The sequence below is a fragment of the Amphibacillus marinus genome (assembly GCF_900110345.1).
Classification (GTDB): Bacteria; Bacillota; Bacilli; order Bacillales; family Amphibacillaceae; genus Amphibacillus_D; species Amphibacillus_D marinus.
Genome location: NZ_FODJ01000008.1, coordinates 20,363 through 44,008, shown reverse-complemented (window position 1 = coordinate 44,008; position 23,646 = coordinate 20,363). Strand labels below are relative to the sequence as shown.

At 38.2% G+C, this 23,646-nt stretch carries 20 protein-coding genes and 1 riboswitch; of the genes, 6 read left to right on the top strand and 14 right to left on the bottom strand.

Annotation, left to right across the window (positions count from 1 at the left end):
• Nucleotides 1-35 precede the first annotated feature (35 nt).
• The 3 genes from rnr to secG all read right to left on the bottom strand — a co-directional run bounded on the left by rnr (nt 36) and on the right by secG (nt 3,491).
• Nucleotides 36-2,303, bottom strand: coding sequence for a ribonuclease R (rnr, locus tag BM000_RS11180; RefSeq protein ID WP_245751653.1), 2,268 nt, complete (start codon nt 2,301-2,303; stop codon nt 36-38).
• A 61-nt stretch (nt 2,304-2,364) separates the two neighbouring features.
• A complete protein-coding gene (locus tag BM000_RS11175; RefSeq protein WP_091498281.1) occupies nt 2,365-3,108 on the bottom strand; it encodes an alpha/beta hydrolase in 744 nt (247 codons plus the stop codon).
• Nucleotides 3,109-3,260: 152 nt separating this feature from the next.
• Nucleotides 3,261-3,491, bottom strand: coding sequence for a preprotein translocase subunit SecG (gene secG, locus BM000_RS11170; protein ID WP_091498278.1), 231 nt, complete (start codon nt 3,489-3,491; stop codon nt 3,261-3,263).
• Nucleotides 3,492-3,753: 262 nt separating this feature from the next.
• Between secG and BM000_RS11165 the strand changes: the two genes are divergently transcribed.
• The 5 genes from BM000_RS11165 (at nt 3,754) to BM000_RS11145 (ending at nt 9,273) form a co-directional block, all read left to right on the top strand.
• A complete protein-coding gene (locus tag BM000_RS11165; RefSeq protein WP_091498276.1) occupies nt 3,754-4,506 on the top strand; it encodes a DeoR/GlpR family DNA-binding transcription regulator in 753 nt (250 codons plus the stop codon).
• Complete coding sequence (pfkB, locus tag BM000_RS11160; RefSeq protein ID WP_091498273.1) at nt 4,503-5,420, top strand: 1-phosphofructokinase; 918 nt, start codon at nt 4,503-4,505, stop codon at nt 5,418-5,420. Before BM000_RS11165 ends, pfkB begins: the two co-directional genes overlap by 4 nt.
• 231 nt (nt 5,421-5,651) lie before the next feature.
• Nucleotides 5,652-5,921 carry a phosphocarrier protein HPr gene (locus BM000_RS11155; RefSeq protein ID WP_091498270.1) on the top strand — a complete coding sequence of 90 codons (270 nt, stop codon included), beginning with the start codon at nt 5,652-5,654 and terminating at the stop codon, nt 5,919-5,921.
• Between the two features lie 6 nt (nt 5,922-5,927).
• Nucleotides 5,928-7,643, top strand: coding sequence for a phosphoenolpyruvate--protein phosphotransferase (gene ptsP / locus BM000_RS11150; protein WP_091498267.1), 1,716 nt, complete (start codon nt 5,928-5,930; stop codon nt 7,641-7,643).
• A gap of 346 nt (nt 7,644-7,989) precedes the next feature.
• Nucleotides 7,990-9,273, top strand: a complete 1,284-nt coding sequence (locus BM000_RS11145; protein ID WP_091498264.1) for a hemolysin family protein — start codon at nt 7,990-7,992, stop codon at nt 9,271-9,273.
• 299 nt (nt 9,274-9,572) lie between these two features.
• Here the strand turns inward: BM000_RS11145 and BM000_RS11140 are convergent, their stop codons facing one another.
• The 11 genes from BM000_RS11140 to mgtE form a co-directional block, all read right to left on the bottom strand.
• A complete protein-coding gene (locus tag BM000_RS11140; protein WP_091498261.1) occupies nt 9,573-9,920 on the bottom strand; it encodes a DUF3992 domain-containing protein in 348 nt (115 codons plus the stop codon).
• A gap of 359 nt (nt 9,921-10,279) precedes the next feature.
• The gene (locus BM000_RS11135) at nt 10,280-11,188 is read right to left on the bottom strand and encodes an S-Ena type endospore appendage (RefSeq protein ID WP_091498259.1); all 909 of its coding nucleotides are present in this window, start codon (nt 11,186-11,188) and stop codon (nt 10,280-10,282) included.
• Between the two features lie 94 nt (nt 11,189-11,282).
• Complete coding sequence (locus BM000_RS11130; protein WP_245751643.1) at nt 11,283-11,777, bottom strand: BclA C-terminal domain-containing protein; 495 nt, start codon at nt 11,775-11,777, stop codon at nt 11,283-11,285.
• 652 nt (nt 11,778-12,429) lie between these two features.
• Nucleotides 12,430-13,716 (bottom strand): phosphopyruvate hydratase, encoded by a 1,287-nt coding sequence (gene eno, locus BM000_RS11125; protein WP_091498255.1) that lies wholly within the window; start codon nt 13,714-13,716, stop codon nt 12,430-12,432.
• A 36-nt stretch (nt 13,717-13,752) separates the two neighbouring features.
• Nucleotides 13,753-15,288, bottom strand: a complete 1,536-nt coding sequence (gene gpmI, locus BM000_RS11120) for a 2,3-bisphosphoglycerate-independent phosphoglycerate mutase (RefSeq protein WP_091498254.1) — start codon at nt 15,286-15,288, stop codon at nt 13,753-13,755.
• Entirely contained in the window at nt 15,288-16,043 is a 756-nt protein-coding gene (tpiA, locus tag BM000_RS11115) for a triose-phosphate isomerase (RefSeq protein WP_091498252.1), read from the bottom strand. Before tpiA ends, gpmI begins: the two co-directional genes overlap by 1 nt.
• A gap of 37 nt (nt 16,044-16,080) precedes the next feature.
• Nucleotides 16,081-17,271: a phosphoglycerate kinase gene (locus BM000_RS11110; protein WP_091498251.1), complete on the bottom strand. Its 1,191-nt coding sequence runs from the start codon at nt 17,269-17,271 to the stop codon at nt 16,081-16,083.
• A 130-nt stretch (nt 17,272-17,401) separates the two neighbouring features.
• Nucleotides 17,402-18,403 (bottom strand): type I glyceraldehyde-3-phosphate dehydrogenase, encoded by a 1,002-nt coding sequence (gene gap, locus BM000_RS11105; RefSeq protein ID WP_091498249.1) that lies wholly within the window; start codon nt 18,401-18,403, stop codon nt 17,402-17,404.
• A gap of 33 nt (nt 18,404-18,436) precedes the next feature.
• Complete coding sequence (locus BM000_RS11100) at nt 18,437-19,465, bottom strand: sugar-binding transcriptional regulator (RefSeq protein ID WP_091498237.1); 1,029 nt, start codon at nt 19,463-19,465, stop codon at nt 18,437-18,439.
• 167 nt (nt 19,466-19,632) lie between these two features.
• Nucleotides 19,633-20,586: an L-lactate dehydrogenase gene (locus tag BM000_RS11095; protein ID WP_091498233.1), complete on the bottom strand. Its 954-nt coding sequence runs from the start codon at nt 20,584-20,586 to the stop codon at nt 19,633-19,635.
• 497 nt (nt 20,587-21,083) lie between these two features.
• A complete protein-coding gene (mgtE, locus tag BM000_RS11085; protein WP_091498224.1) occupies nt 21,084-22,445 on the bottom strand; it encodes a magnesium transporter in 1,362 nt (453 codons plus the stop codon).
• A gap of 255 nt (nt 22,446-22,700) precedes the next feature.
• Nucleotides 22,701-22,867, bottom strand: a riboswitch (M-box (ykoK) riboswitch).
• Nucleotides 22,868-22,986: 119 nt separating this feature from the next.
• On the opposite strand from mgtE, the gene BM000_RS11080 reads away from it, so the two are divergent.
• Entirely contained in the window at nt 22,987-23,631 is a 645-nt protein-coding gene (locus tag BM000_RS11080) for a phosphatase PAP2 family protein (protein WP_177178283.1), read from the top strand.
• The last annotated feature ends 15 nt before the right edge of the window (nt 23,632-23,646 follow it).

The following is a 23,646-nucleotide window of genomic DNA, read 5'->3' as shown; positions in this document are numbered from 1 at the left end:
TACTATTTAATTGTGGCCTATCTCTTAGTATCTGACTATTTCCGCTTTTTCTTCACTGCTTTTGGTGGTATCAATTTACCTTTTCGTTTACCTTTCTTCCGGCTTCCTTTCTTGGTCTTTTTGTCTTTTTTATCATTCTTTCTTGTAGTTGGCGTTACAGAAGGCGTTGATTGACGTCGACGGGCTTGCTTTTTCATGCCCACGATTTCAAAATCTACCGCATGCTCTTCCAAATTAACAGCTGCAACTCTAATTGTAACAGTATCACCAATTCTAAATACATTTCCAGTTCGTTCGCCAATCATTGCAAATGTTTTTTCATCAAATGCATAATAATCATCGGTTAAATCACTGACATGCACAAGTCCTTCAACAGTATTTTCCAATTCGACAAACAGCCCAAATCCCGTCACTGAGCTAATGACGCCATCAAATTCCTCACCAATCTTACCTTGCATATATTCCGCTTTCTTTAAATCGTCCGTTTCTCGCTCAGCATCTACTGCCACTCGCTCTCGTTCTGATGTGTGCTTAGCTATTTCAGGCAGCTTACTCTTCCAATAGCTTTGTGTTGATTGATCAACTTTACCATCAATTAAATAGGTTCTAATTAAACGGTGAACAATTAAATCTGGATAGCGTCTTATTGGTGAAGTAAAATGAGTGTAAAACTGCGTTGCTAAACCAAAGTGACCAACGCTATCTGGATCATACTTAGCCTGTTTCATCGATCGTAGCATGAGTTTAGAAATGACCATCTCCTCTTGCTCGCCCTTAACTTGCTCAAGTAGCTTTTGTAAAGCTTGCGGGTGGATATCATTAGCAGTCCCTTTTACGTGATAACCAAATTGCCCAACAAATTCAAAAAACTTTTGTAGTTTTTCTTCGTCTGGGTCTTCATGAATACGGTGAATAAATGGGACATCGAGCCAATGAAAATGTTCAGCAATTGTTTCATTAGCTGCAAGCATAAATTCTTCAATTAACTTCTCAGCGACTGATCGCTCTCTTAGTACAACATCGTTAGCATGGCCAGTCTCATCGACTAAAACTTTTGCCTCTTTAAAGTCAAAATCAATGGCACCTCTTTGAAAGCGTTTAGCCCTTAATACTTGCGCTAGTTGCTCCATTTCTTTAAATAATGGCACAAGCTGCTGATACTTTGATTTAACCATTTCATCATCATCAACAAGGATTTGATTAACCTCTTGATAGGTCATTCTTGCAGTCGTGTTAATAACACTTTGAAAAATCTCATGATTAACAATTTCGCCTGCTACGTTTATCTCCATTTCACAACCCATCGTTAAGCGATCAACGTTAGGATTTAGTGAACAAATGCCGTTTGATAAGCGGTGTGGAATCATCGGAATAACACGGTCTACTAAATAAACGCTTGTCCCACGCTCTGCTGCTTCCTGGTCAATCGGTGACCCTGACTCAACATAATAGGAAACATCGGCAATGTATACGCCTAGCTTATAATTACCATTCGTCAATTTTTCAACTGTAACAGCATCATCGAGATCCTTTGCGTCAGCACCATCAATCGTTACAATTTGCTTATTTCGCAAATCACGGCGTTGGTCTAATTCAGTAGGATCAATTTGCTCTGGTGTCTGTTCAGCTTGTTCAAGCACCGCTTCTGGAAAATCAATTGTAATATCGTGTTTATGAATAATTGAAATAATATCCATCCCAGGATCATTCTTATGTCCTAGAATTTCAGTAATCTCACCCTCAGCAGCCATTGTGCCTTCAGGAAATTTTGTCAAATTAACAATAACTTTATGTCCAGTAACTGCTCCCTTCGTATCGGCCTTCTTTATAAAGATATCATTTGGAATGCGTTTATCATCAGCGATAACAAAGCCAAAGCTCCCTTTATCTTCATAAGTGCCAATTACACGTGTTGAAAGCCGCTCAATAATCCGCTCTACCTCACCCTCCAAGCGCCGATCTCCCACTTGTTCAGTTGTAATGCGAACAAGAACATAATCTTTGTTCATTGCTCCCTTTAAATCACTTGGATTAATATAGATATCTTTTTGTGCTTCGTCATCTGGTAAAAGGAAGGCAAAACCTTTTTTGTGCATCTGAATTCGCCCTTTAATTAGGCCAATTCTGTTTGGTAGAACGTACCGATTTTTTCGTGTTAATAATAAATCTCCTTCTTGCTCTAGTATATTTAATGCTTTAACGAGCTCCTTAAATATCTCTGGGTCAGCTGGATCTAACGCTAAGCCAGTTTGGATGTCATCAACCTTTAACGGTTTTTCGGCTTTTTCAGAAAAAAAGTTCATTATTTTCTCTTTTAATTGATTCAAGCGCTCAGCTCCTTTCTTTTATATACGTTTATAAGTATTATTCCCAATCTAACGATTCTAAAAACTGATAGATTTCCTCATGAACAGCCTCTTTCTTCGGCCCCAGGGTAATTGCGTGACCAGCTTGTTCAAACCACTTAAGGCTCTTGTGCTCACTTTCTACTGTATCAAAAATATAGCTGGCACTTTTCGGATTAATCATTTCATCATCCTTAGCTTGAATAACAAGTGTAGGTGTGTAAATATGGTCAATATGTTGATTGACTTCTTTAATTAAGCCTGCTAAGTCCTCAAATAATGGTTCAGCATCCTTAATAAGTTGGTCTACTTCTTTCTCAACTTGCTCTTCATTCTTGCCTTCAAACTTCTTATATTGACGTGAGTAATAGCGAAATCCAGCACTAAGTTGCGCTTGATTATCAAAAAACATTGGTGAACACATTGGGGCAACTCCCACTACTGATTCTGAGTATGCAAGCTTTAGACCTAAGACACCACCCAATGATAAACCTACAACAGCAATCTTCTGATAACCCTGCTCTTTTAAGCTTTGATAGGCGGTTTGGACGTCTTCCCACCATGTGGCTGCCCCCCCTACTAATAAATCTTCTGGCGCTTTTCCATGGCCGCGATAAATTGGTCCAGAAGAGGTGTACCCCTTCTTTTGTAAAAATCGACCGAGCATGCGGACGTCAGCGCTATGGCCTGTAAAGCCATGTAATAATAGTACCGCTCGCTTCCCTTCTTTAAACATAAATGGTTTAGGTTCTTGTATTTTCATCGTTAGTTTGTCCCTTCTCACTCGGCATATTAAAAATCTATCTCTTATAGTGGCTTAATCTTATCAAATTGAATCCTACCATGCACACTTATTGTTCATCAGATCGAAAAAAAACCCTCTCTATTGTCAAGAGAGGGTTGGCGTGATCGTCATTAAATAATGTAACCTAACGCAAAGGTTAAAACAAAAAATATAACAGACATAACAATTGTTAAGCGTTGTAATACAGCATCAATACCTCTAGCTTTTTTCTTACCGAATAGTTGCTCAGCACCACCAGAAATAGCACCAGAAAGTCCTTCACTTTTACTTGATTGCATCGCTACCAGTACAATTAAAGCTATTGATGTAATAATTAATAATGTTAGCGCAACAGCTTGCATAGTTGCGTCCACCTCCTAAAGAGCTTTATACCTTTAAAATAAAGATCGATAACTTATTAAAATTCACTAGTATTAATTTAGCATAAAAATAGGTTAGACTCAAGCTAATTCACTAAGAATAAAAAAATAAGAACAAAAAAATGATCGTTTTTGACTGTTTTTGATTGAAAACCTGATTGAATTTGATTATGATAGAAAAGAAGCTTATTTTAAGCGTTTTTCTTTTTGATTAAACTGAATAATTATTTGCCTGGAGGTAACTATGTTAACAGCTAAACGTCATCGTTTAATTCTCGATCTATTAAGTCAGAAGAACCTTGTTACAATTAAGGAACTGGTACAAGTGACTTCAGCATCTGAGTCTACCATACGACGAGATTTGAGTGAGTTAGAGGCATTAAATAGACTAAAACGCGTACACGGAGGGGCATCAAGTAAGCACTCTGCTCAGCAAGAGCTCAGCTTTCTAGAGAAGTCCATATATAATATTGAAGCTAAACAAAGAATCGCCAAGTACACAGCATCTCTCATTACTGAGCAGGCTTGTCTCTATTTAGATGCAGGCACGACAGCATTCGAAATCATCCCTTATTTAGCTAATAAAAGTGTGACAGTTGTGACAAACGGGATTACCCATTTAGACGCTTTGCAACAATTTAATATCGACTCCTATTTACTTGGGGGATCTGTCAAGTTTACCACAAAAGCTATAGTAGGAACAAAAGCGTTAGCAGCACTAAATGATTATTATTTTGACTACGTTCTTATTGGGACTAATGGCATTGATGAGCAAAGTGGCTATTCAACCCCAGATCCAGAAGAAGCGGCTGTCAAGCAAACTGCTCTTAGCTTAGGGAAACAATGCTATGTTATCGCCGATCATTCCAAACTTCAGCAAAGAAGCTTTGCCAAGATAGCTGATCTAAGTCAAGCAACACTTATTATTGATCATATTGATGAAAATACATTAAAGAACTATCAACAAAAAACTGAAATATTGGTGGTGAAAGCGTGATTTATACATGTACGGTTAACCCTTCGCTAGACTATATCCTTAAGGTTGAACATTGTCGCTTAGGCGCGTTAAACCGAGGTGAAGAGCCAGAATATTTCCCTGGTGGAAAGGGAATTAATGTATCTCGCATTTTAAAGCGACTCGCAATTGATAATACCGCTCTTGGTTTTATTGGTGGGTTTACCGGTAAGTTCATAGAAGATGCTTTACTGGCAGAAGCGATAACCACACAATTTATTGAGGTCAATGAACCAACAAGAATAAACATGAAACTGAAAGCAAATCATGAGACTGAATTTAATGGGCCTGGTCCTCGCATTAGCGAGCAGCAACAAGTGCAATTGTTTAAACAGATTCAAGCACTGTCACCGAATGATATTTTAGTCCTGGCAGGTAGCCTTCCTTCTTCATTGCCTACTAACATATATGTACAGTTTGCTAACGTCTGTCATCAATTAGGTGTTAAGGTTGTTGTTGATACGTCAAGTGCGGCTTTAAGGTCACTACTTGGTACACCAATTTTCTTAGTTAAGCCAAATCAGCATGAGTTAGGTGAGTTATTTAATACCACAATTAATTCTGTAGAAGATGCGATCTTTTATGGTAAACAGCTGTTAAGCAATCGTGTCGAACATGTTATTATTTCTATGGGGGGAGCAGGGGCAATTTATTTAAGTCAAACGGAAAGCTTTATGGCTCAAGCACCACAGGGAAACGTTGTGAATACAGTTGGTGCAGGTGATTCAACTGTTGCTGGTTTTCTAGCTGGTTATACAAGTGGTACAAGTACTAGCGAAGCTTTTCGTTACGCAGTAGCCGCTGGTAGTGCTACGGCCTTCAACCACGACTTAGCAGAAAAAAAAGATGTGGAAGCGCTTCTTCCCTTAGTAATGGTGGAAGAAACCGATTTCTAAAAGAAATGTAACATAAATTTGATAATGGACTTGATAGTGGTAAAATGATATGGTATGAAAAGTGTATACTAGAGAAAGCGTGCTTTTTTCGATAACGACTGAAAATGCACCAACCAGTTTTACCTTGTTTTTTTAATCTTATGACTTGAAATCATACTGCAAAACAAAGTAAAATTAGACTTGTGGTATACTGAATAAATTTAATTTAAAACTTTATAGGAGGTTTTTTTCATGGCAGCAGAAAAAACAGTATTAATTACAGACGCTACAGGCGTTCACGCACGTCCAGCAACTGTACTTGTTAACAAAGCAGGTAACTTTGCTTCTGACGTTACCGTAGAATACAATGGTAAGTCCGTAAACTTAAAATCAATTATGGGTGTTATGTCTCTAGGTATCCCTAAAGATGCAGAAATTAAGATTGTTGCTGAGGGTTCTGATGAACAAGAAGCAGTTGACGCAATCTATGATGTCATTAAGCAAGAAGGATTAGGAGAGTAATTACCTATGTCAATGCTTAAAGGGATTGCAGCATCAAATGGTGTCGCTATTGCGAAAGCATACACATTAGAGGCACCTGAGCTTTCTTTTGAGACGAAGAAAGTAGACGATGTAGAAAGTGAAGTAACAAGACTTCAGGACGCACTTGGAATTTCCAAGCAAGAGTTAGAAAAGATTAAAGAAAATGCTCGTCAATCACTTGGTGATGAGCACGCTGAAATTTTCTCTGCTCACTTGCTTATTTTAAATGATCCTGAAATGATTGCACCAATGCAAGATAAAATTAAGAATGAAAGCGTTAATGCTGAAGCGGCTTTAGATGAAGTCGCTAACATGTTTATCAGCATGTTTGAGAATATGGACAACGAATACATGCGTGAACGTGCGGCTGATATACGTGACGTTACGAAACGTGTAATGGCTCATTTACTTAACGTTACCTTTCCTGATCCTGCGCTAATTGATGAAGAGGTTATTATTATTGCGGAGGATTTAACACCTTCTGATACAGCACAGCTAAACAAGCAATTTGTTAAAGGATTCACTACTAATATTGGTGGCCGTACATCACACTCAGCAATTATGGCTCGTTCTTTAGAAATACCTGCAGTTGTTGGAACTAAAACAGTAACGACTGATGTAAAAGACGGCGATATCATTATTGTTGATGGTGTTGAAGGCGAGATTATTGTTAACCCAAGTGAAGATGTTATTGCTAAGTATGAAGCAAAACAGGCAGATTTTGAAAAACAAAAAGAAGTTTGGGCACAGCTTAAGGATGAGCCTACGATTTCCAAAGATGGTACTCATGTTGAGCTAGTCGCTAACATTGGAACTCCAGATGATGTTCAGGGTGTACTTAACAATGGTGGAGAAGGTGTGGGCCTTTACCGAACTGAATTTCTCTATATGGGAAATAGTGATTTCCCTACTGAAGATCAACAATTTGAAGCTTACAAGTCTGTATTAGAACAAATGGGTGATAAGCCAGTGGTTGTTCGTACATTAGATATTGGTGGCGATAAAGAATTAAGTTACCTTGATCTTCCTAAAGAAATGAACCCGTTCTTGGGCTTCCGTGCCGTTCGTTTATGCCTAGAGCGTGATGATATTTTCCGTACTCAGCTTCGGGCATTGCTTCGTGCTAGTACATACGGAAACTTAAAAATCATGTTCCCTATGATCGCAACTTTGAACGAGTTCCGTGATGCCAAAGCTCTACTGCTTGAAGAAAAAGAAAACCTAACAAGCGAAGGTGTTAACGTTTCAGATGACATCGAAATCGGAATTATGGTTGAAATTCCTTCAACTGCTGTAATAGCACGTCAATTTGCTAAAGAGGTTGATTTCTTTAGTATCGGAACAAATGACTTAATTCAGTACACAATGGCAGCTGATCGTATGAACGAACGTGTCTCATACCTGTATCAACCATACCACCCTGCTATTTTGAACCTTGTGAATAATGTTATTGAGGCTGCTCACGCTGAAGGTAAGTGGGCTGGTATGTGTGGTGAGATGGCTGGCGACTCAATTGCTATCCCAATCTTACTTGGTCTTGGACTTGATGAATTCAGTATGAGTGCAACCTCTATTTTACCAGCACGGACACAGATTAAAGATTTATCAAAAGAGGATTTAGCTTCTTATAAAGATGAACTATTAAGCATGTCTACTGCTGATGAAGTAGAAGCATTCATTCGCGAGAAAACAAATCAATAATTTCTAAGCCCTAATTGTCAAATTTTGACATAATAGGGCTTTTTTTAATCAACTTAGTTAGCTGATTTTTTTTCGGAAAAATAGATGTCTGATTCTGTACAGTCTGAATAAAATAAACTATAATAGAATTTATATACCTTCATCGTTCTTTTGAGAAGGCAAAGTTAGGAGTGAGTGAATTGGGAAGTTGCAAAACAATGGCAATTTGATTACACTAATGGATAATAGCTTTATTTCATTTTGCGTAACCCAATTCTTTAAGTAAATTCCTTAAACCATAGAGTGAATAAAACTGATTGAATACGGGTACGCTTTACTATTTACTATTTTAGGAGCGTGAATTTTTTTGGAAGACATACCCCTGTATTCGATTTTTTTGTTAGGTTTTTTAGTTATTCTATCCGCTTTTTTCTCATCTGCTGAAACTGCATATTCAAGTGTTAGTCACATTAGACTTAAGAACTTTGTAGAAGAAGGTCGGAGAGGAAGTAAAAAAGCGTTAGAGATTGCTGAAAAATTCGATAACACGATATCAACAATACTAATAGGGAATAATATTGTAAATATTCTAGCTGCTAGTATTTCTGCTACAATTGCTGCGCAAATTTTCGGGCAAAATATTGGCTTAATTGTGAGTACTGTGTTTACTACGGTCATTATTTTAACTTTCGGTGAAATTTTACCGAAATCATTGGCAAAAGAGTATGCTGACCGATATGCACTATCAATATCCGGTATCATGTACGTTCTTATTAAATTACTAATGCCGTTAAATTTTATTTTTTCAGGCTTAAAAAGAGCGGTAACTAAATTATTTACCCATGAAGAAAACATGCCTTCATTAACTGAGGAAGAGCTAAAGATTATGCTTGATCTTAGTGAAGAGGAGGGTGTCATTGATCGTGAAGAAAGAGAATTGATTCACCGATCAATGGATTTTGATGATACGATTACGGGTGAAATTCTAACCCCGCGCATTGACATGATTGCCATTGATATTAATCAATCAACTGAAGAGATTAAGCATATTTTCTTTCAAGAACATTTTTCTAGAATACCTGTTTATGATGGTAGCATTGATAACATTATTGGTATTCTCTCAGAAAAAGAGTTTTTTACCTATTTAATTAAATTTGGTGAAGTTAATGTCAAAGAATTACTGCGCGAGCCGCTATTTGTCGTTGAGTCACTCAAAATTTCAAGCCTGTTACTACAGCTTCAAAAGGAGAAAATTCACATGGCAATTGTCATTGATGAATTTGGTGGGACTTCTGGTATTATTACCATGGAAGATGTGCTTGAAGAAATTGTTGGGGAAATTTGGGACGAACAGGATGAAAAAGTGATCTCTGTCTCACAGGTTAACGAGAATGTCTTTAAATTTGATGCCCAATATCCGCTAGATGATTTTGCTGAAAAGATGAAGGTGCCACAGCCTGATAGTAGCTATCATTCTCTAGGCGGTTGGGTGATTGAAAACTTTGAGGCCATCCCAACCAATGGTGAATGTTTTAATTATGAACACTTGACTATCTGCGCAGAAGAGGTTTCAGAACGACGTGTTCGAATTGTTCGTGTCGATGTCAATGAATCGCCTGAAATTGAATTATCCTTACCAGACTCAATCTAATTCGTAAGTGAGTGGAGATATTAACCCTAAGTATTTAGGTACTAGGGTTAATATTTATTTTAAAAGACATTTTCGCTTTAGCGTCCTTCTCGTTATCATAAAAAATTCTCAAAGCCGGTTATAAACAGTACTTTATGATCTTTTATAACTACTACCCATTGTAAGTTATAAGGTGACAATTAGCATTGTTATCGATAAAACTTAATCTAGATGTTATTTAAGTCTACCTTTACTATTTAAAAATTATACAATATCTGGCCAAATTCACTGTATACTATATTTACTTAAAACTAATTGGCTTAATATTTGTAATTAATAGAGAATGAAACCTTAACGCTACCCGTACCTGTTCCTGTTCCAGTTAACCCAATTGTTTCAATATCATTTAATGTAATTGACCTAGCCTCTCCAGGTGCGACAGTAAAACCAGGAATTGCAGCCCCATTTACAGTCAGTGCAGCTGTTGGCGAAGCCCCAATAATCCCATTATTCTCAACCATAATTGAGCCATTTATAATAAAACTTGTTTCATCCTCCCATAAGATTAAATCTGCTCCTTCACCCGTTGCTTCCAAATCAACTGTAAAACAGACAGCGTCATTAACGCCTACTAACTCATCACCACAACAACTCCCTAATTGAGCCAATGTTATTCTCCTCCTATTCTTTTAAATTTGTATTCATATTACTCTATGTTAGGGATATCCTGATTGTCTAGACGAATACTAGCTGACATTAGACTATTTTTTTAAAAAATACAAGGTCAATATTAGGTAATCATTTATAAAATAATCACACAGTATGGGCCTTGTTCTCATTTGTTACCTGTTACTAGGCAGTAATATTAGGAATGTTGTACGCATTCATTAAACAAGCTACTCGTTCTGTCCATCCGTAGACGTAACACTTCGCCATCCTTCAGCCAGCTTAACTGAACCTAAGTATGTTGATGCGACAGTTGCGTAATTATTTACACATGAACACTAATCTTTTTCATGCGATTACATTAACAACGTAACAACTCACGAGGTTTTATTACCTTGCCAGTAACAGCAATATTGGAATGAGTAAATGATTTAATATTTAATCGACTAGCACAATTCATCTCAATGTAAAAGCACACACAATTATCAGAACTTGGTACAAAAGACATCTCACATGAAAATGACTCAACAATGGCTGAAATGCTCGTACCAGTTGGTGCACAGAGAAAATAAACTGCTTGGTAACAAAATGGAACAGGACCAAGGCAGCAATTAAACTTATAGTTTTTGAGGCTCACATACCCTGTTATTTGGACTATCACCCGTTCCAGCGAAGCGTGCTTACCATCTGCCAATTTAATTATCTTGCGTGCTCTTTTATTTTTTGGGGTAATCTCTTTACAACTTATTTCATTTAACTTATTGGGATCAATCCTTTTGCCATTTTTATCTGTTAAAAAGCATTCCATCTGGTTAACATTCTCAAGCTCAAACAGCTTTGTATTATTTAAAATGATTTTTTCGTTAAGGGTAATCATGTATCTTCCCTGACTAATTGCCTTTGAAGTAGTGGATATTGACACAGACTGTAGATTATCGACTGTAACGCTTTTTGAAGTGCCACGAGATATACTGAGAAGGTGCTTATGATTAACATAGACATTAACTGACCCGCGACTTTCTAAATAATTTGTAATGGAAATGGTGCCTGTCAAATAAGATGAGGAAGCATTGTGCCAAAGTAATATCGGGGTAAGACTGCCATCTTTCATGTGGAAATCGCCACAGATATCTTGTTTGTTAATTTTTGCTTTATTTTTTTGAAATACCGGTATTTTAACTTTATGATTTGAACAGTGTGTAATCCAATCATATATTTGCATCACATTTAAACAATGGTTACCTAGTAAGTCGCGCTCAGTATTTGCCATGTTCACTCACTCCCCCTCTTTAGATAATCTATGAATTTATCCTTTAATTTGTTTCCATTCTAGAATGATTACTTTTCCCATACCTACTACTAAATTACTCAATTCTAATGATAGTAAGTGCTGCCCCAACTGAACCAGCTGTAGATAGTAGCGTGGCCGTTAACAGGATCGAGCTAAACAATTGAAGCGAGACTGTATTTCCAGCTGTAAAATTAGTAATGAGGTCATTATTAAACGTTGCAGTACTAACGATAGGTCGAACAATACTTCCAGGAATCGCTGTTGATCCATTTCGTAGCAGCCTTGAACCAGCCCCAATGCCAAGTGAGGCTGTTGTATTAATTTGATAAGTTAAGTAGTAACGCCCTGTTTCTGGAATGGTAAAGATCGTATTGGTGCCATTTGCAATAAATCCATCGAGGCTTTGATTACTAGGAAGCGTAATATTAGTAGCACCACCTAGTAAGACAGTAATAGCAGTACCGATTGTGTTTGACGCATACATAGAATGGATGGTGACGCTTGATGCTGGCTCATTATCAGGACAACAATTGCCTAGCGGACCGTTAAAATTGATGTTATTTGTCAACGTCATGCTCCCCTCTCTGACAGCCTTTTTTATACTATATTCTCTGTCCAAATAGAAGGTAACATCATTTGCTAAAAAGAGGTACTTGTTGGTAGGGTAACGACGAGGTGGGAGGATCTATGCCTTTACTAAAGTTGCGCTCAAAGGAATCCGCTTATTGGACATTGTATCGCACAGAACCGAATAATGAATGGCTCGTTCTTTTATTTAGAATTAGTGATAGCTCTTAACAGTGACATAACTTATGGCCTTCTAATCAGCATCCTGTAACAAGGCTAGTCTTGTATGATTGTATGTATTAATAACAAGTTATCTGGGTTTTATTTAAAATAGCATTGCTAAAAATAATTTCACAAGATTGGGCGAAAGAAAAAAGCCGACTCCTGCGGGACTAGCATGTGTGCGAAGACCCCACAAGAAAGTGTGTTTTTGCTTTCTAAAGAGGCTGAGACTGTGCTCTTCGGTGAATGCGGCCCCTTTTTGCTAGAGTAATACAAACCCAACGCCATTTGATGAAGAACCGTTATTTGCCCTTTTAAATTAATGATTAGAAATATAGTAGAATTTACAATAAAAAAACTCCAGTTGTCAGAGGTTTTCTAACAACTGGAGGTAAGGCTTATTACAATTATAGTTCTTAAATAAATATCGATTATTTACTTAAGTTGTAGAATGCTGTTTTCCCAGCATATTTAGCTGTATCTACAAGCTCATCTTCAATACGTAGTAATTGGTTGTATTTCGCAACGCGATCAGTACGTGAAGGTGCACCCGTTTTAATTTGTCCAGCATTTGTTGCTACTGCGATGTCAGCGATTGTTGCATCTTCTGTTTCACCAGAACGGTGAGAGATAACAGCAGTGTAACCAGCGCGTTTTGCCATTTCAATTGCTTCGAAAGTTTCAGTAAGTGTACCAATTTGGTTAACTTTAATTAGGATTGAGTTACCGATTCCTTTCTCAATACCTTCTGAAAGCTTCTCAGTGTTGGTAACGAATAAATCGTCACCTACTAATTGAACTTTGTCACCTAATTTATCTGTTAAAAGTTTGAAACCATCCCAGTCATTCTCGTCAAGTCCATCTTCAATAGATACGATTGGGTATTTTTCAACCATTTCAGCATACCAATCAACCATTTCAGCAGATGTACGAACAACTCCTTCGCCTTTAAGGTTGTACTTACCATCTTCATAGATTTCAGAAGCTGCTACGTCCATAGCAAGCTTAACTTCTTCACCTGGTTTATAGCCAGCTGCTTCAATTGCTTCGATAATTGTTGATAATGCTTCTTCATTAGAAGATAGGTTAGGTGCGAAACCACCTTCATCACCGACAGCAGTGTTGTAACCTTTTGCTGAAAGAACTTTCTTCAAGCTATGGAAGATTTCAGCCCCCATACGTAATGCTTCTTTGAAAGTAGGCGCACCTACTGGCATAATCATAAATTCTTGAATATCAACGTTATTGTCAGCATGCTCGCCACCATTAACGATGTTCATCATTGGTGTTGGAAGCGTAGTCGCGTTAAAGCCACCTAAGTATGTGTATAATGGCACGCCTAAGTGATCTGCAGCAGCATGAGCGACTGCCATTGACACACCAAGGATTGCATTTGCACCTAATTTAGCTTTGTTAGGTGTACCATCTAATTCTAATAGTAAATGGTCAATAACAACCTGACGTGTTACGTCAAAACCTAATAATTCAGGTGCAATAACTTCATTAACATTTTCTACTGCTTTAAGAACACCTTTACCCAAGTAACGTTCTTTGTCCCCGTCACGTAATTCAACAGCTTCATATTCACCTGTTGAAGCACCACTTGGTACTAAAGCACGACCAAATGCACCTGATTCTGTATAAATTTCTACTTCAACTGTTGGGTTACCACGTGAGTCCATGACTTCGCGTGCATATACGTCTGTAATGTATGGCATGTTTTTCGTCTCCTTTTAATTTTAAGTTTTTTGGAACTACTTTATTAATGATTGACCAGTCATTTCGGCTGGTTTATCAACGTTTAATAGATCTAGTAAGGTTGGAGCCAAATCACCTAGGATACCGCCGTCTCGGATAGCAACCCCATCCTTGGTAATAATGACTGGTACAGGATTTGTCGTGTGAGCGGTCATTGGCGTTCCATCCAAGGAGACAACCTCATCAGAGTTACCGTGATCAGCGGTAATGATTGCTTGTCCACCTTTTTCAATGATCTTATCAACAATCTTTCCTAAGCATTCATCAACCACCTCAATGGCCTTGACAGTCGGCTCTAGCATACCAGAGTGACCAACCATATCTGGATTAGCGAAGTTTAAGATAATTGCATTCTGATTACCTTCATCTAGCTCTTTTAGTAGAGCGTCAGTTACTTCATAAGCACTCATTTCAGGCTTTAAATCGTAAGTTGCTACTTTTGGTGAATCAATTAAAATTCGCTTTTCGCCTTCAAATTCCTGCTCACGACCACCACTCATAAAGAAGGTCACATGTGGGTACTTTTCTGTTTCAGCAATTCTTAGCTGCTTCAAGCCATTATTCGCTAAAACTTCTCCTACTGTGTTCTTTAAGTCAGTTGGTGGATAAGCTATTCTACCAGTAACTGTATCACTATATTTCATTAAACAAACAAAGTAAATATCTGTTGGCGCTACTTCACCACGGTTAAACTCAGAAAAGTCATTATTAGCAAAGGCTTGTGACATTTGAATTGCTCGATCCGGACGGAAGTTAAAGAAGATAATTGCATCCTCTGAGGATACTTTCCCGATTGGCTCACCGTTATCATCTACAATAACCGTTGGTAACACAAACTCGTCATAAATGTCTTCACCATATGCTGTATCAACAATTGTAAGTGGATCTTTGGCCTGTGGGCCCTTCCCATAAACGATAGCGTCATATGCTTTTTGAACACGGTCCCAACGTTTATCACGGTCCATTGCATAATATCGTCCTGCTATCGTTGCAAACTGACCTATACCAATTTCAGACATTTTCGCCTGAGCAGCTTCAATATATTGTTTAGCAGACTTCTGACCAACATCACGACCGTCTAAGAAACCATGTACAAATACTTGCTCAAGTCCTTTATCTTTAGCCAATTTCAAAATAGCATAGAGGTGTTCAATATGACTATGCACACCACCATCAGAAAGCAAACCAAAAACATGAAGTGCTTTATTGTTTGTTAATGCATGCTCAACCGCTTTAACAATTTCAATGTTCGTAAAGAAATCTCCTTCACGAACTGACAAATTTACTCGTGTTAAGCTTTGATAAACAATGCGACCCGCACCAATATTTAAATGGCCGACTTCTGAATTACCCATTTGTCCATCTGGAAGACCTACCGCTTCACCAGAAGCAATTAACTGGTTATGAGCGTATTGATTCCAATAACGGTCAAAGTTAGGCGTATTTGCGTGCTTAACAGCATTACCTTTTTCTTCATCCCGCAGTGCGAAGCCGTCCAAAATAATAAGGGCTGCTAATTTATCTTGAGCCATTACGCACCAGCCTCCACAAGCTTTAAGAATGAATCGGCTTCAAGGCTTGCTCCACCTACTAATGCCCCATCAATGTCTGATTGAGCTAACAGTTCATCAATATTATCAGGCTTGACACTGCCACCATATTGAATCCGAACTGCTTCAGCAGCATCTGTAGAAACAACCTCTGCAATCGTTTTACGAACATGCGTACAAACTTCATTAGCTTGCTCAGAGGTAGCCGTTTTACCCGTTCCAATTGCCCAAATTGGCTCATAGGCAACAATCGATTGCTTAACTTGAGCTTCTGTTAAGCCTGCTAATGCTTTCTTTACTTGCTCTGCCACAAGGACATTCGTTTGGTTCGCTTCACGTTGCTCTAATGTTTCACCCACACATATAATCGGTGTAATGCCATGAGCAAACGCAGCATGCGCCTTTTTATTAACTGTCTCATCTGTTTCCGCAAAAAGCTCACGGCGTTCTGAGTGACCGATAACAACGTACCCAACACCTAAATCCTTAAGCATAGCCGGTGAAACCTCACCAGTAAATGCACCACTCTCTTCAAAGTGCATGTTTTGAGCAGCTACTTTAAGGTCAGTTCCTTTCGTTTCAGCAACTGACTTCTGGAGATAAGGAAATGGTACGCAAACAATTGATTCGACCTTATCACTAGCTGGTACTTTACTTTTTGTATCAGCTACAAAGCTACTCGCCTCTGCTGAGACTTTATTCATTTTCCAGTTCCCTGCAATAATTGGTTTACGCATAATCTGCACCCTTTCGTGACTATGTTAATTAGCTGAATTATTTGTTGCTAATAGCAGCTAATCCAGGTAATTCTTTACCTTCTAAATATTCTAATGATGCCCCACCACCAGTTGAAATATGTGAGAACTTCTCAGCAAAACCTAACTGCATCGCAGCCGCTGCTGAGTCACCACCACCAATAATGGTTGTTGCATCTTCTAAATTGGCAATTGTTTCACAAACGCCAACGGTACCTTTAGCAAAGTTAGAAAGTTCAAAAACACCCATTGGCCCATTCCACACAACAGTCTTTGCACCTGCTAACTCATTAGCAAATTGTGTAACTGATTCAGGTCCAATATCAAGACCCATCTGATCAGCTTCAAGCTCATCAACTGACACTGATTTGATATCACCTTCATTAGCAAATTCAGTATTTACTGTCGCATCTACTGGAAGAATAATCTTTCCATTTGCGCGCTCTAATAAATCCTTGGCTAATTCGACCTTATCAGCTTCGAGTAAGGATTTTCCAATCTCTTTCCCTTGAGCCTTAAAGAATGTAAATGACATACCGCCACCGATAATAACTTTATCAGCCTTTTCAAGTAAGTTTTCAATTACACCAATCTTGTCACTAACCTTTGCACCACCTAAAATAGCGACAAACGGACGAACAGGGCTGTCTACTGAATCACCAATAAATTTAATTTCTTTCTCCATTAAAAAGCCTGCTGCTGAATCTAGATTAGATGCAATCCCAACATTCGATGCATGAGCACGGTGTGCAGTACCGAAAGCGTCATTTACAAACAGATCGCCAAGGCTTGCCCAATACTTACCTAGTTCAGGATCGTTCTTACTTTCTTTTTTGCCATCGATATCCTCGAACCGTGTGTTTTCAAACATTAAAACATCGCCACTAGCTAATGCGCCAATCGCGTTCTCAAGTTTTTCGCCACGTGTTTCGGCAACAAATGTTACCTCTTGTCCAAGAAGCTCTGCTAACCGATTTGCTACTGGTTTTAGTGATTTTCCTTCTTTATCTGCCTCTTCCTTCACTCGACCTAAGTGTGAGAAAAGAATGACCTTTGCACCTTCGGCAATTAAATGCTTAATCGTTGGTAATGCTTGTACAATACGATCATCATTAGTAATGTTACCATCCTTCATTGGAACATTAAAATCGGCACGAACAAGTACTTTTTTACCTTCAACAGCTAAGTCAGTTACGATTTTTTTCGCCATAATTTAAGCCTCCATAAACATAGTAGAAAAAGCTCTGCTAGAATTGCTCGCACATGCTTTAATCAAAACAGATAGCGGAAGCGCGAACGCTCCCGCTCATCTATTTAAGCTATTTAATTACATTTACATATTATAATTTTGCGAAATATTCTAATGTACGTACTAATTGCGCAGTGTAAGACATTTCATTGTCATACCAAGCAACAGTTTTTACTAACTGCTTGCCACCAACGCTAAGTACTTTTGTTTGTGTAGCATCAAAGAGTGAACCGTAAGAAATCCCAATTACATCAGCTGAAACGATTTGATCTTCTGTGTAACCATAAGACTCATCTGCTGCATTTTTCATTGCTGCATTAACTTCTTCAGCAGTTACTTCTTTGTCAAGAACAGTTACTAACTCAGTTAATGAACCAGTTGGAACTGGAACACGTTGCGCAGCACCATCTAATTTACCATTTAATTCTGGAATAACAAGACCAATAGCTTTAGCTGCTCCAGTTGTATTAGGAATGATGTTTGCAGCCGCCGCACGCGCACGACGGTAATCCCCTTTAGGGTGTGGCGCGTCAAGCGTATTCTGATCACCAGTATAAGCGTGAATAGTTGTCATTAAGCCTTCAACAACACCAAATTGTTTATTTAATGTATTAGCCATAGGTGCTAAACAGTTAGTCGTACATGATGCGCCAGAGATAACTGTTTCATCACCAGTTAATGTATCATGGTTAACGTTATATACGATTGTTGGAACGTCATCTCCACCTGGAGCAGAGATTACGACACGTTTCGCGCCACCTTTAAGGTGAAGCTCAGCTTTTTCTTTAGAAGTAAAGAATCCTGTACACTCAAGAACGATATCTACACCAAGATCTCCCCATGGTAATTCTTCTGGGTTACGGTTAGAAAGGATTTTCACATCTGTACCATTAACAGTGAAATAACCTTCTTTAACATCAACATCACCATTGAAGCGACCTTGAGTTGTATCATACTTTAATAAATGTGCAAGCTGGTCAGCGTCAGTTAAATCGTTAATTGCCACCACTTCAATTCCTTCTACCTCTTGGATACGACGGAAAGCTAAACGGCCAATACGACCAAACCCATTAATACCTACTTTTACAGTCATTCTTATTTCCTCCTTGTGTTTACATTAATTTATTTAAAGGGAAAAACCCTTTATCAAAGCTTTAGCAGCGGCTTCATCTGTAATGAGCACATTGCTTTTTCCTTGCCTGAGATAGGAGTCAATTGCTTCTGCCTTCGATTTCCCACCAGCAATTGCAATGACTGTTCTTATGTTGGACAGTTCTTCTAATTGCATACCTACTGTTCTAACTTTATAGACAACTTCTCCAGAACGGTTGAAGTAATAACCGAATGCCTCACTTACGGCTTTTCCCGATTTAAGCTTGTCCAAAACGTGTGCGGTAGCTTTTCTCCGCCTTGCCATCGTAAACGCATCACCAATTCCGTGCATGACAATACTAGCCTGATTAATCATATGTAAAATGTCTTTGACCGCAGGCTCCTGAATGATTGAATGGTAGGTTTCTTCGCTTAGCGGATCGGGCACGTAAAGCATGCGATAGTCACCTTTCATTTTCTTTGCCATTTCTGCACAAATCGTATTGGCCTGATTTTCAACACGTTCTCCTAACCCACCTCTAGCTGGTACAAATACACAGCCATTTGAATGGATAGACGGTCGCATCATAGCAGCAGCAGTAGCCATCGTTGTGCCTCCAGTTACGGCGATGGTTTGGTTGGATTGAAGCTGGAGCTGCAAAAATTCAACAGCACGAAGCCCAAGATCTTGTTTAACCCAGTCATGCTGATCGCTATCTCCAGGAGTAATTATAACATGATCAAGTTTTAATGTCTGCTTGATTTTTTCTTCAATCGCTTGAAAGCCGCTTAAGTCATCAAGATATGGCGTAAGCTTTGTAATGACTTCTAAACCTGTAGCAGTTAATAATACACCCTTTGCACTTACAACGATCATACCCTGTTGTGCCAAATAGTCAAGTTCACTACGGACAACACGTTCTTTCAGGGCAACTTGCTCTGAAAGACCTCTCCTACCAATCGGTTCAAGCAGTTGAATCGTATGTAGGATTTTGTATCGTCTTTGCATGGTCTTAAGCAAATCAGGGCACAGTAATTTCTGTAGATTAATTAACTCACTCATGCTTCTACTCCCTTTTCGGGATGTTTTTCGTCCCGCGAGATCAGTTTTCGTCCCACAAACATTAAAAAAAACACCAACACTATTTTAGTTTAGCAGAATAAGCAAAAATGCTCAAGTTTTTATTTCGAACAGGCATGCTTCAGTAAAGAACATACCTGTTTTGTTTATTAATAGCCAATTTGATTAAGCAAATCCTTCAAAATTGTTGCTGAATGTTCAAGCTGTTGTTGCTCTTGATCTGACAGTCTTAACCGCAAAATTTCACGAATCCCAAATTGATTAACTACGGCAGGAATTCCAAGATAAAGACCATTTAGACCATATTCACCCTCAAAGTAAGTTGATACAGTTAGAATAGAATTCTCGTTATTTAAAATTGCCTTCGTCAGACGAGCTAGACCCATACCGATTCCATAGTATGTAGCCCCTTTACGTTCAATAATATGATAAGCGGCATCTCTAACATTTTCAAACAGCTCTTGCATATCTTGATCCTGATAATAGTTTTCAATTTGGCCATAGACATTTAAAGGCAATCCACCTATTTGAACATGACTCCAAACTGGCAGCTCTGAATCACCGTGCTCTCCAATAATATAGGCGTGTACATTTCGTGAATCCACTTGGAAGTATTCACTTAAAAGATATCTGAAGCGTGCGGTATCTAAAATAGTGCCAGATCCAATGACCCTCTCCTTTGGAAGACCAGAAACTTTATAGACCACTTGTGTTAATACGTCGACGGGGTTGGTGGCAACAATTATGATACCGTCAAAACCAGAATCCATTATTTGCTTAACGATTCCTTTCATTATCTGAGCATTTTTAGCGACAAGGTCCAATCTCGTTTCTCCAGGTTTTTGATTAGCCCCAGCTGTAATGACGACTAAGTCCGCATCAGCACATTCGTCATAATCCCCTGCGCGAATACGCATTGGAGACCCAAAAGCCATCCCATGATTTAAGTCCCGCGCCTCTCCATCTGCTCGTTCAAAATCAAGATCAATTAAAACCAACTCATCAATTGCCCCTTGATTCACCAAGGCATATGCATAACTTGAGCCAACAAATCCAGTTCCGACAATGACTACCTTCCTTGTCTTTGTAATACCAATTGACATTTAATTAACCCCTCTCAAAGATCTGTTCATTATACTTTACCCTGTTTTGCTATAAAGTAACATTATCGTTTGCTTTATAAAAAAAGTGCATCAGCATTAAATACTGTGCACTTAAACTTTAACATTTTTTTAAAAAAGATTCTAACTTCGCTGCGCGAATTTACGCGACTTAGTTACTCTTTCGGCTAGCCACCTAGAGATTAACCGAAACCTTATATCTAGTAAATATGCGAAATAACCAATAAAAATGATGTTCGCCGTATACTGCCAAAATATAGAAAATCCAAAAATATTCTGCAATGCGCTTGTTTCCCAAATGATTAAAAGCACAAAAAGAAACCAATAAACATATTTCACGACCTCACCCCCAGATACGCGATGTGAAATAGTTGCTTATCAAGTTATTATAAACCAGATTTACAAAAAAACAATACTTCGTTAAAACTTTGTTTAAGAATAGCTTGGTTTAGATTCCGACTAGAGTACGGTTAAAACGATTATAAATACGATATAAAAGTTGAAGCAATGGTAAAATAGACAAATAAACCTAGCACGTCATTAACCGTTGTAATAAATGGACCTGATGCAATTGCAGGGTCTAGCTTAAGTTTGTTAATTACAATCGGAACTAATCCACCAAAGATTGTTGAAAAACTCAACGTAATAAATAGTGAAGCCGCGACGATTAAAGCTAAAATAAAACTACCATATACAATGGGTACTAGAATTAACAATACAATAGCTACAATCACACCAAGTATTAAGCCGGTACCAAACTCCCGTTTAATCGTCTGCCAGATACTCTTTTTCTCGCTTGAACCGGTTGCCATCGCACGTACAATAACTGCTAATGATTGTGTCCCGGCATTACCGGCTGAGTCCATAATTAATGGGATAAATACGGCGAGCAGAACGACCTCTTCTAAGGCCGCTTCAAAGAAATCAATGATACCACCCGTTAACAACCCTGTAAAAGCTAATAATACAATCCATGGTGCACGTTTTTTAGCTGCTTCAAAAGAACTTATGTTTAAATCTGTTCCACCCTTTGCCCCAATAAACTCATCAAAATCCTCAGACATTTCATCCTCCATAATATCCATTACGTCATCGATGGTAATAATTCCTGTTAGCACATTCTTCTTAGTCACGACCGGCATTGCTAAAAAATCATACTTTTGCATAATCTTTGCGACATCTTCTTGGTCCATCTCAGTAGTAACTGAGATGACATCTGTACTCATAATGTGCTCAATTGTCTCAAAAGCAGGAGCAATAATTAAATCACGTAGAGATAATACCCCAACTAAGCAAGCCTCTGTGTCTAAAACATATAAATAGTAAATTGTTTCTGCGTTAGGTGCTGAAAACCGCAAATTATCAATAACCTCACTGACCTTATCAGTAGCTTTAACAGCAACAAATTCTTTCGCCATAATACCACCCGCAGTTTCAATCGGATAGCTCAACAGCTCGCGAATAACAATTGCTCTTTTATTGTCAATCGTATTTAGAATTTTGTTAGCTTCACTCGGGTCTAGTTCAGCAAGAAAATCAGCTATTTCATCTGTTGAAATGGTATTAAATATCGCAGCAATATAACGCTCATCTAGTTCTTGAATAACCTGCTTTTGCTTTGCTAAATCTAGCCCTTCAAATACATCAGCGAATTCATTACCAGACACCATGCTATAAAGTTGACTACGTAACTGTTGATTTAACTGGATAAAAATGTCCATTTGGTTTGTTCGATGAAGATCCAAGAAGAGCTCTCGAAACTGCTCTTTATCTCGATTCTTTAAATGATTTAATACCTCAGTTGCATAATGCTCCCGAATAAACTGTTCAAACTTAACCATTATAAATTCCTCCTTGTTTAGGAGCCTCGTTCCAGAGAGTGCGAATCGGCTCTTATTAAAAAATGCTTCCTACAATATGAATCGGGATCAGAACTATTTGCCATGCCGACTCCCCCCTTTATTATGGTCATTTAAACAGTATTCCTAATGATTTGGTCCTTAAAACAGCTTAACTATTTAGTATCTGTCAACTAAAAAAAGCACACCTCTAAGAACGGAAGTGTGCTCTACATATTTATCACATATCAAATAAACTGTTAGCCTCCATTCGTAGAGCTTTAGCACTGTGCGGCATAGGATCAAATCCAGCTACATTAAAAACCACCTTAATTCGATAGTTCCTGTTGACCCATTGGCGTCTTTGGACGTTTTTGGGCAGCAGCGTATCTCCAGCACAGGAGCCTCACCTAACGAGGAATATTCTGTTTATATCTAACATGTTAAACGACAATTTTTTTGTTGTCAACCTAGCTTGGATTGATCATCTATGTTAAGCTGTAAGCTAACTTTTTTTGAACAAAGAAAGGTCAAGGTGTTAACAATGACTAAAATTAGCAAAATTACACTTCCTCTAACCATCTTTCTAATAACCAGTCTATCAATGGTATTAAATCAAGCTGGTATTGACCAGCTTGGTCACAGTTTACGACTTAAACTTGTTGAACAACCATTTACGCCATTGCTAAACCGGTTTGGATTGCTTGGTTCGGTAGAATTTATGATCATCTGCTCTCTTGTTACGATAAGCTATCTGCTGCTTAAAAGGTATTACTTGCTAACCTTCCTGTTTCTATCGGTAAATGCTACTGGGATCATTCTAAACTTTTTTGTCAAAATTTTATTTCAAAGAGAGCGACCAGGTTCTGAACGTGTTATCCGGTTATTCAATTTTGAATTGGAGCTAGCTTCTTATAGCTTCCCTAGCGGCCATGTAATGAGAGTGACTATCTTAGTTCTTTCTTTGCTTTATCTGGTAAAATTTCTCTTTACCAGCAGTAAAAAAATATTACTAAATGGTTTAGCGGGAGGATGTATTTTACTTGTCGCTTTAAATCGAATAATCTCAAATGCCCATTTTTTGACAGATGTGATAGCAGCAATTAGCTTATCTCTTACTTTCTTTTATATAATCATTTATTGGTTTCAATCGACAAAATTTTATAGCACGTGTTCACCCCCTTCCTAACCAGTAAAGAAGGGG

Coding starts and splice junctions, on each gene's coding strand:
- rnr (WP_245751653.1), bottom strand. CDS start 2,303: ATGAACTTTTTTTCTGAAAAAGCCGAAAAACCGTTAAAGGTTGATGAC.
- BM000_RS11175 (WP_091498281.1), bottom strand. CDS start 3,108: ATGAAAATACAAGAACCTAAACCATTTATGTTTAAAGAAGGGAAGCGA.
- secG (WP_091498278.1), bottom strand. CDS start 3,491: ATGCAAGCTGTTGCGCTAACATTATTAATTATTACATCAATAGCTTTA.
- BM000_RS11165 (WP_091498276.1), top strand. CDS start 3,754: ATGTTAACAGCTAAACGTCATCGTTTAATTCTCGATCTATTAAGTCAG.
- BM000_RS11155 (WP_091498270.1), top strand. CDS start 5,652: ATGGCAGCAGAAAAAACAGTATTAATTACAGACGCTACAGGCGTTCAC.
- ptsP (WP_091498267.1), top strand. CDS start 5,928: ATGTCAATGCTTAAAGGGATTGCAGCATCAAATGGTGTCGCTATTGCG.
- BM000_RS11135 (WP_091498259.1), bottom strand. CDS start 11,188: ATGGCAAATACTGAGCGCGACTTACTAGGTAACCATTGTTTAAATGTG.
- eno (WP_091498255.1), bottom strand. CDS start 13,716: ATGCCATACATTACAGACGTATATGCACGCGAAGTCATGGACTCACGT.
- gpmI (WP_091498254.1), bottom strand. CDS start 15,288: ATGGCTCAAGATAAATTAGCAGCCCTTATTATTTTGGACGGCTTCGCA.
- tpiA (WP_091498252.1), bottom strand. CDS start 16,043: ATGCGTAAACCAATTATTGCAGGGAACTGGAAAATGAATAAAGTCTCA.
- BM000_RS11110 (WP_091498251.1), bottom strand. CDS start 17,271: ATGGCGAAAAAAATCGTAACTGACTTAGCTGTTGAAGGTAAAAAAGTA.
- gap (WP_091498249.1), bottom strand. CDS start 18,403: ATGACTGTAAAAGTAGGTATTAATGGGTTTGGTCGTATTGGCCGTTTA.
- BM000_RS11100 (WP_091498237.1), bottom strand. CDS start 19,465: ATGAGTGAGTTAATTAATCTACAGAAATTACTGTGCCCTGATTTGCTT.
- BM000_RS11095 (WP_091498233.1), bottom strand. CDS start 20,586: ATGTCAATTGGTATTACAAAGACAAGGAAGGTAGTCATTGTCGGAACT.
- mgtE (WP_091498224.1), bottom strand. CDS start 22,445: ATGGTTAAGTTTGAACAGTTTATTCGGGAGCATTATGCAACTGAGGTA.
- BM000_RS11080 (WP_177178283.1), top strand. CDS start 22,987: ATGACTAAAATTAGCAAAATTACACTTCCTCTAACCATCTTTCTAATA.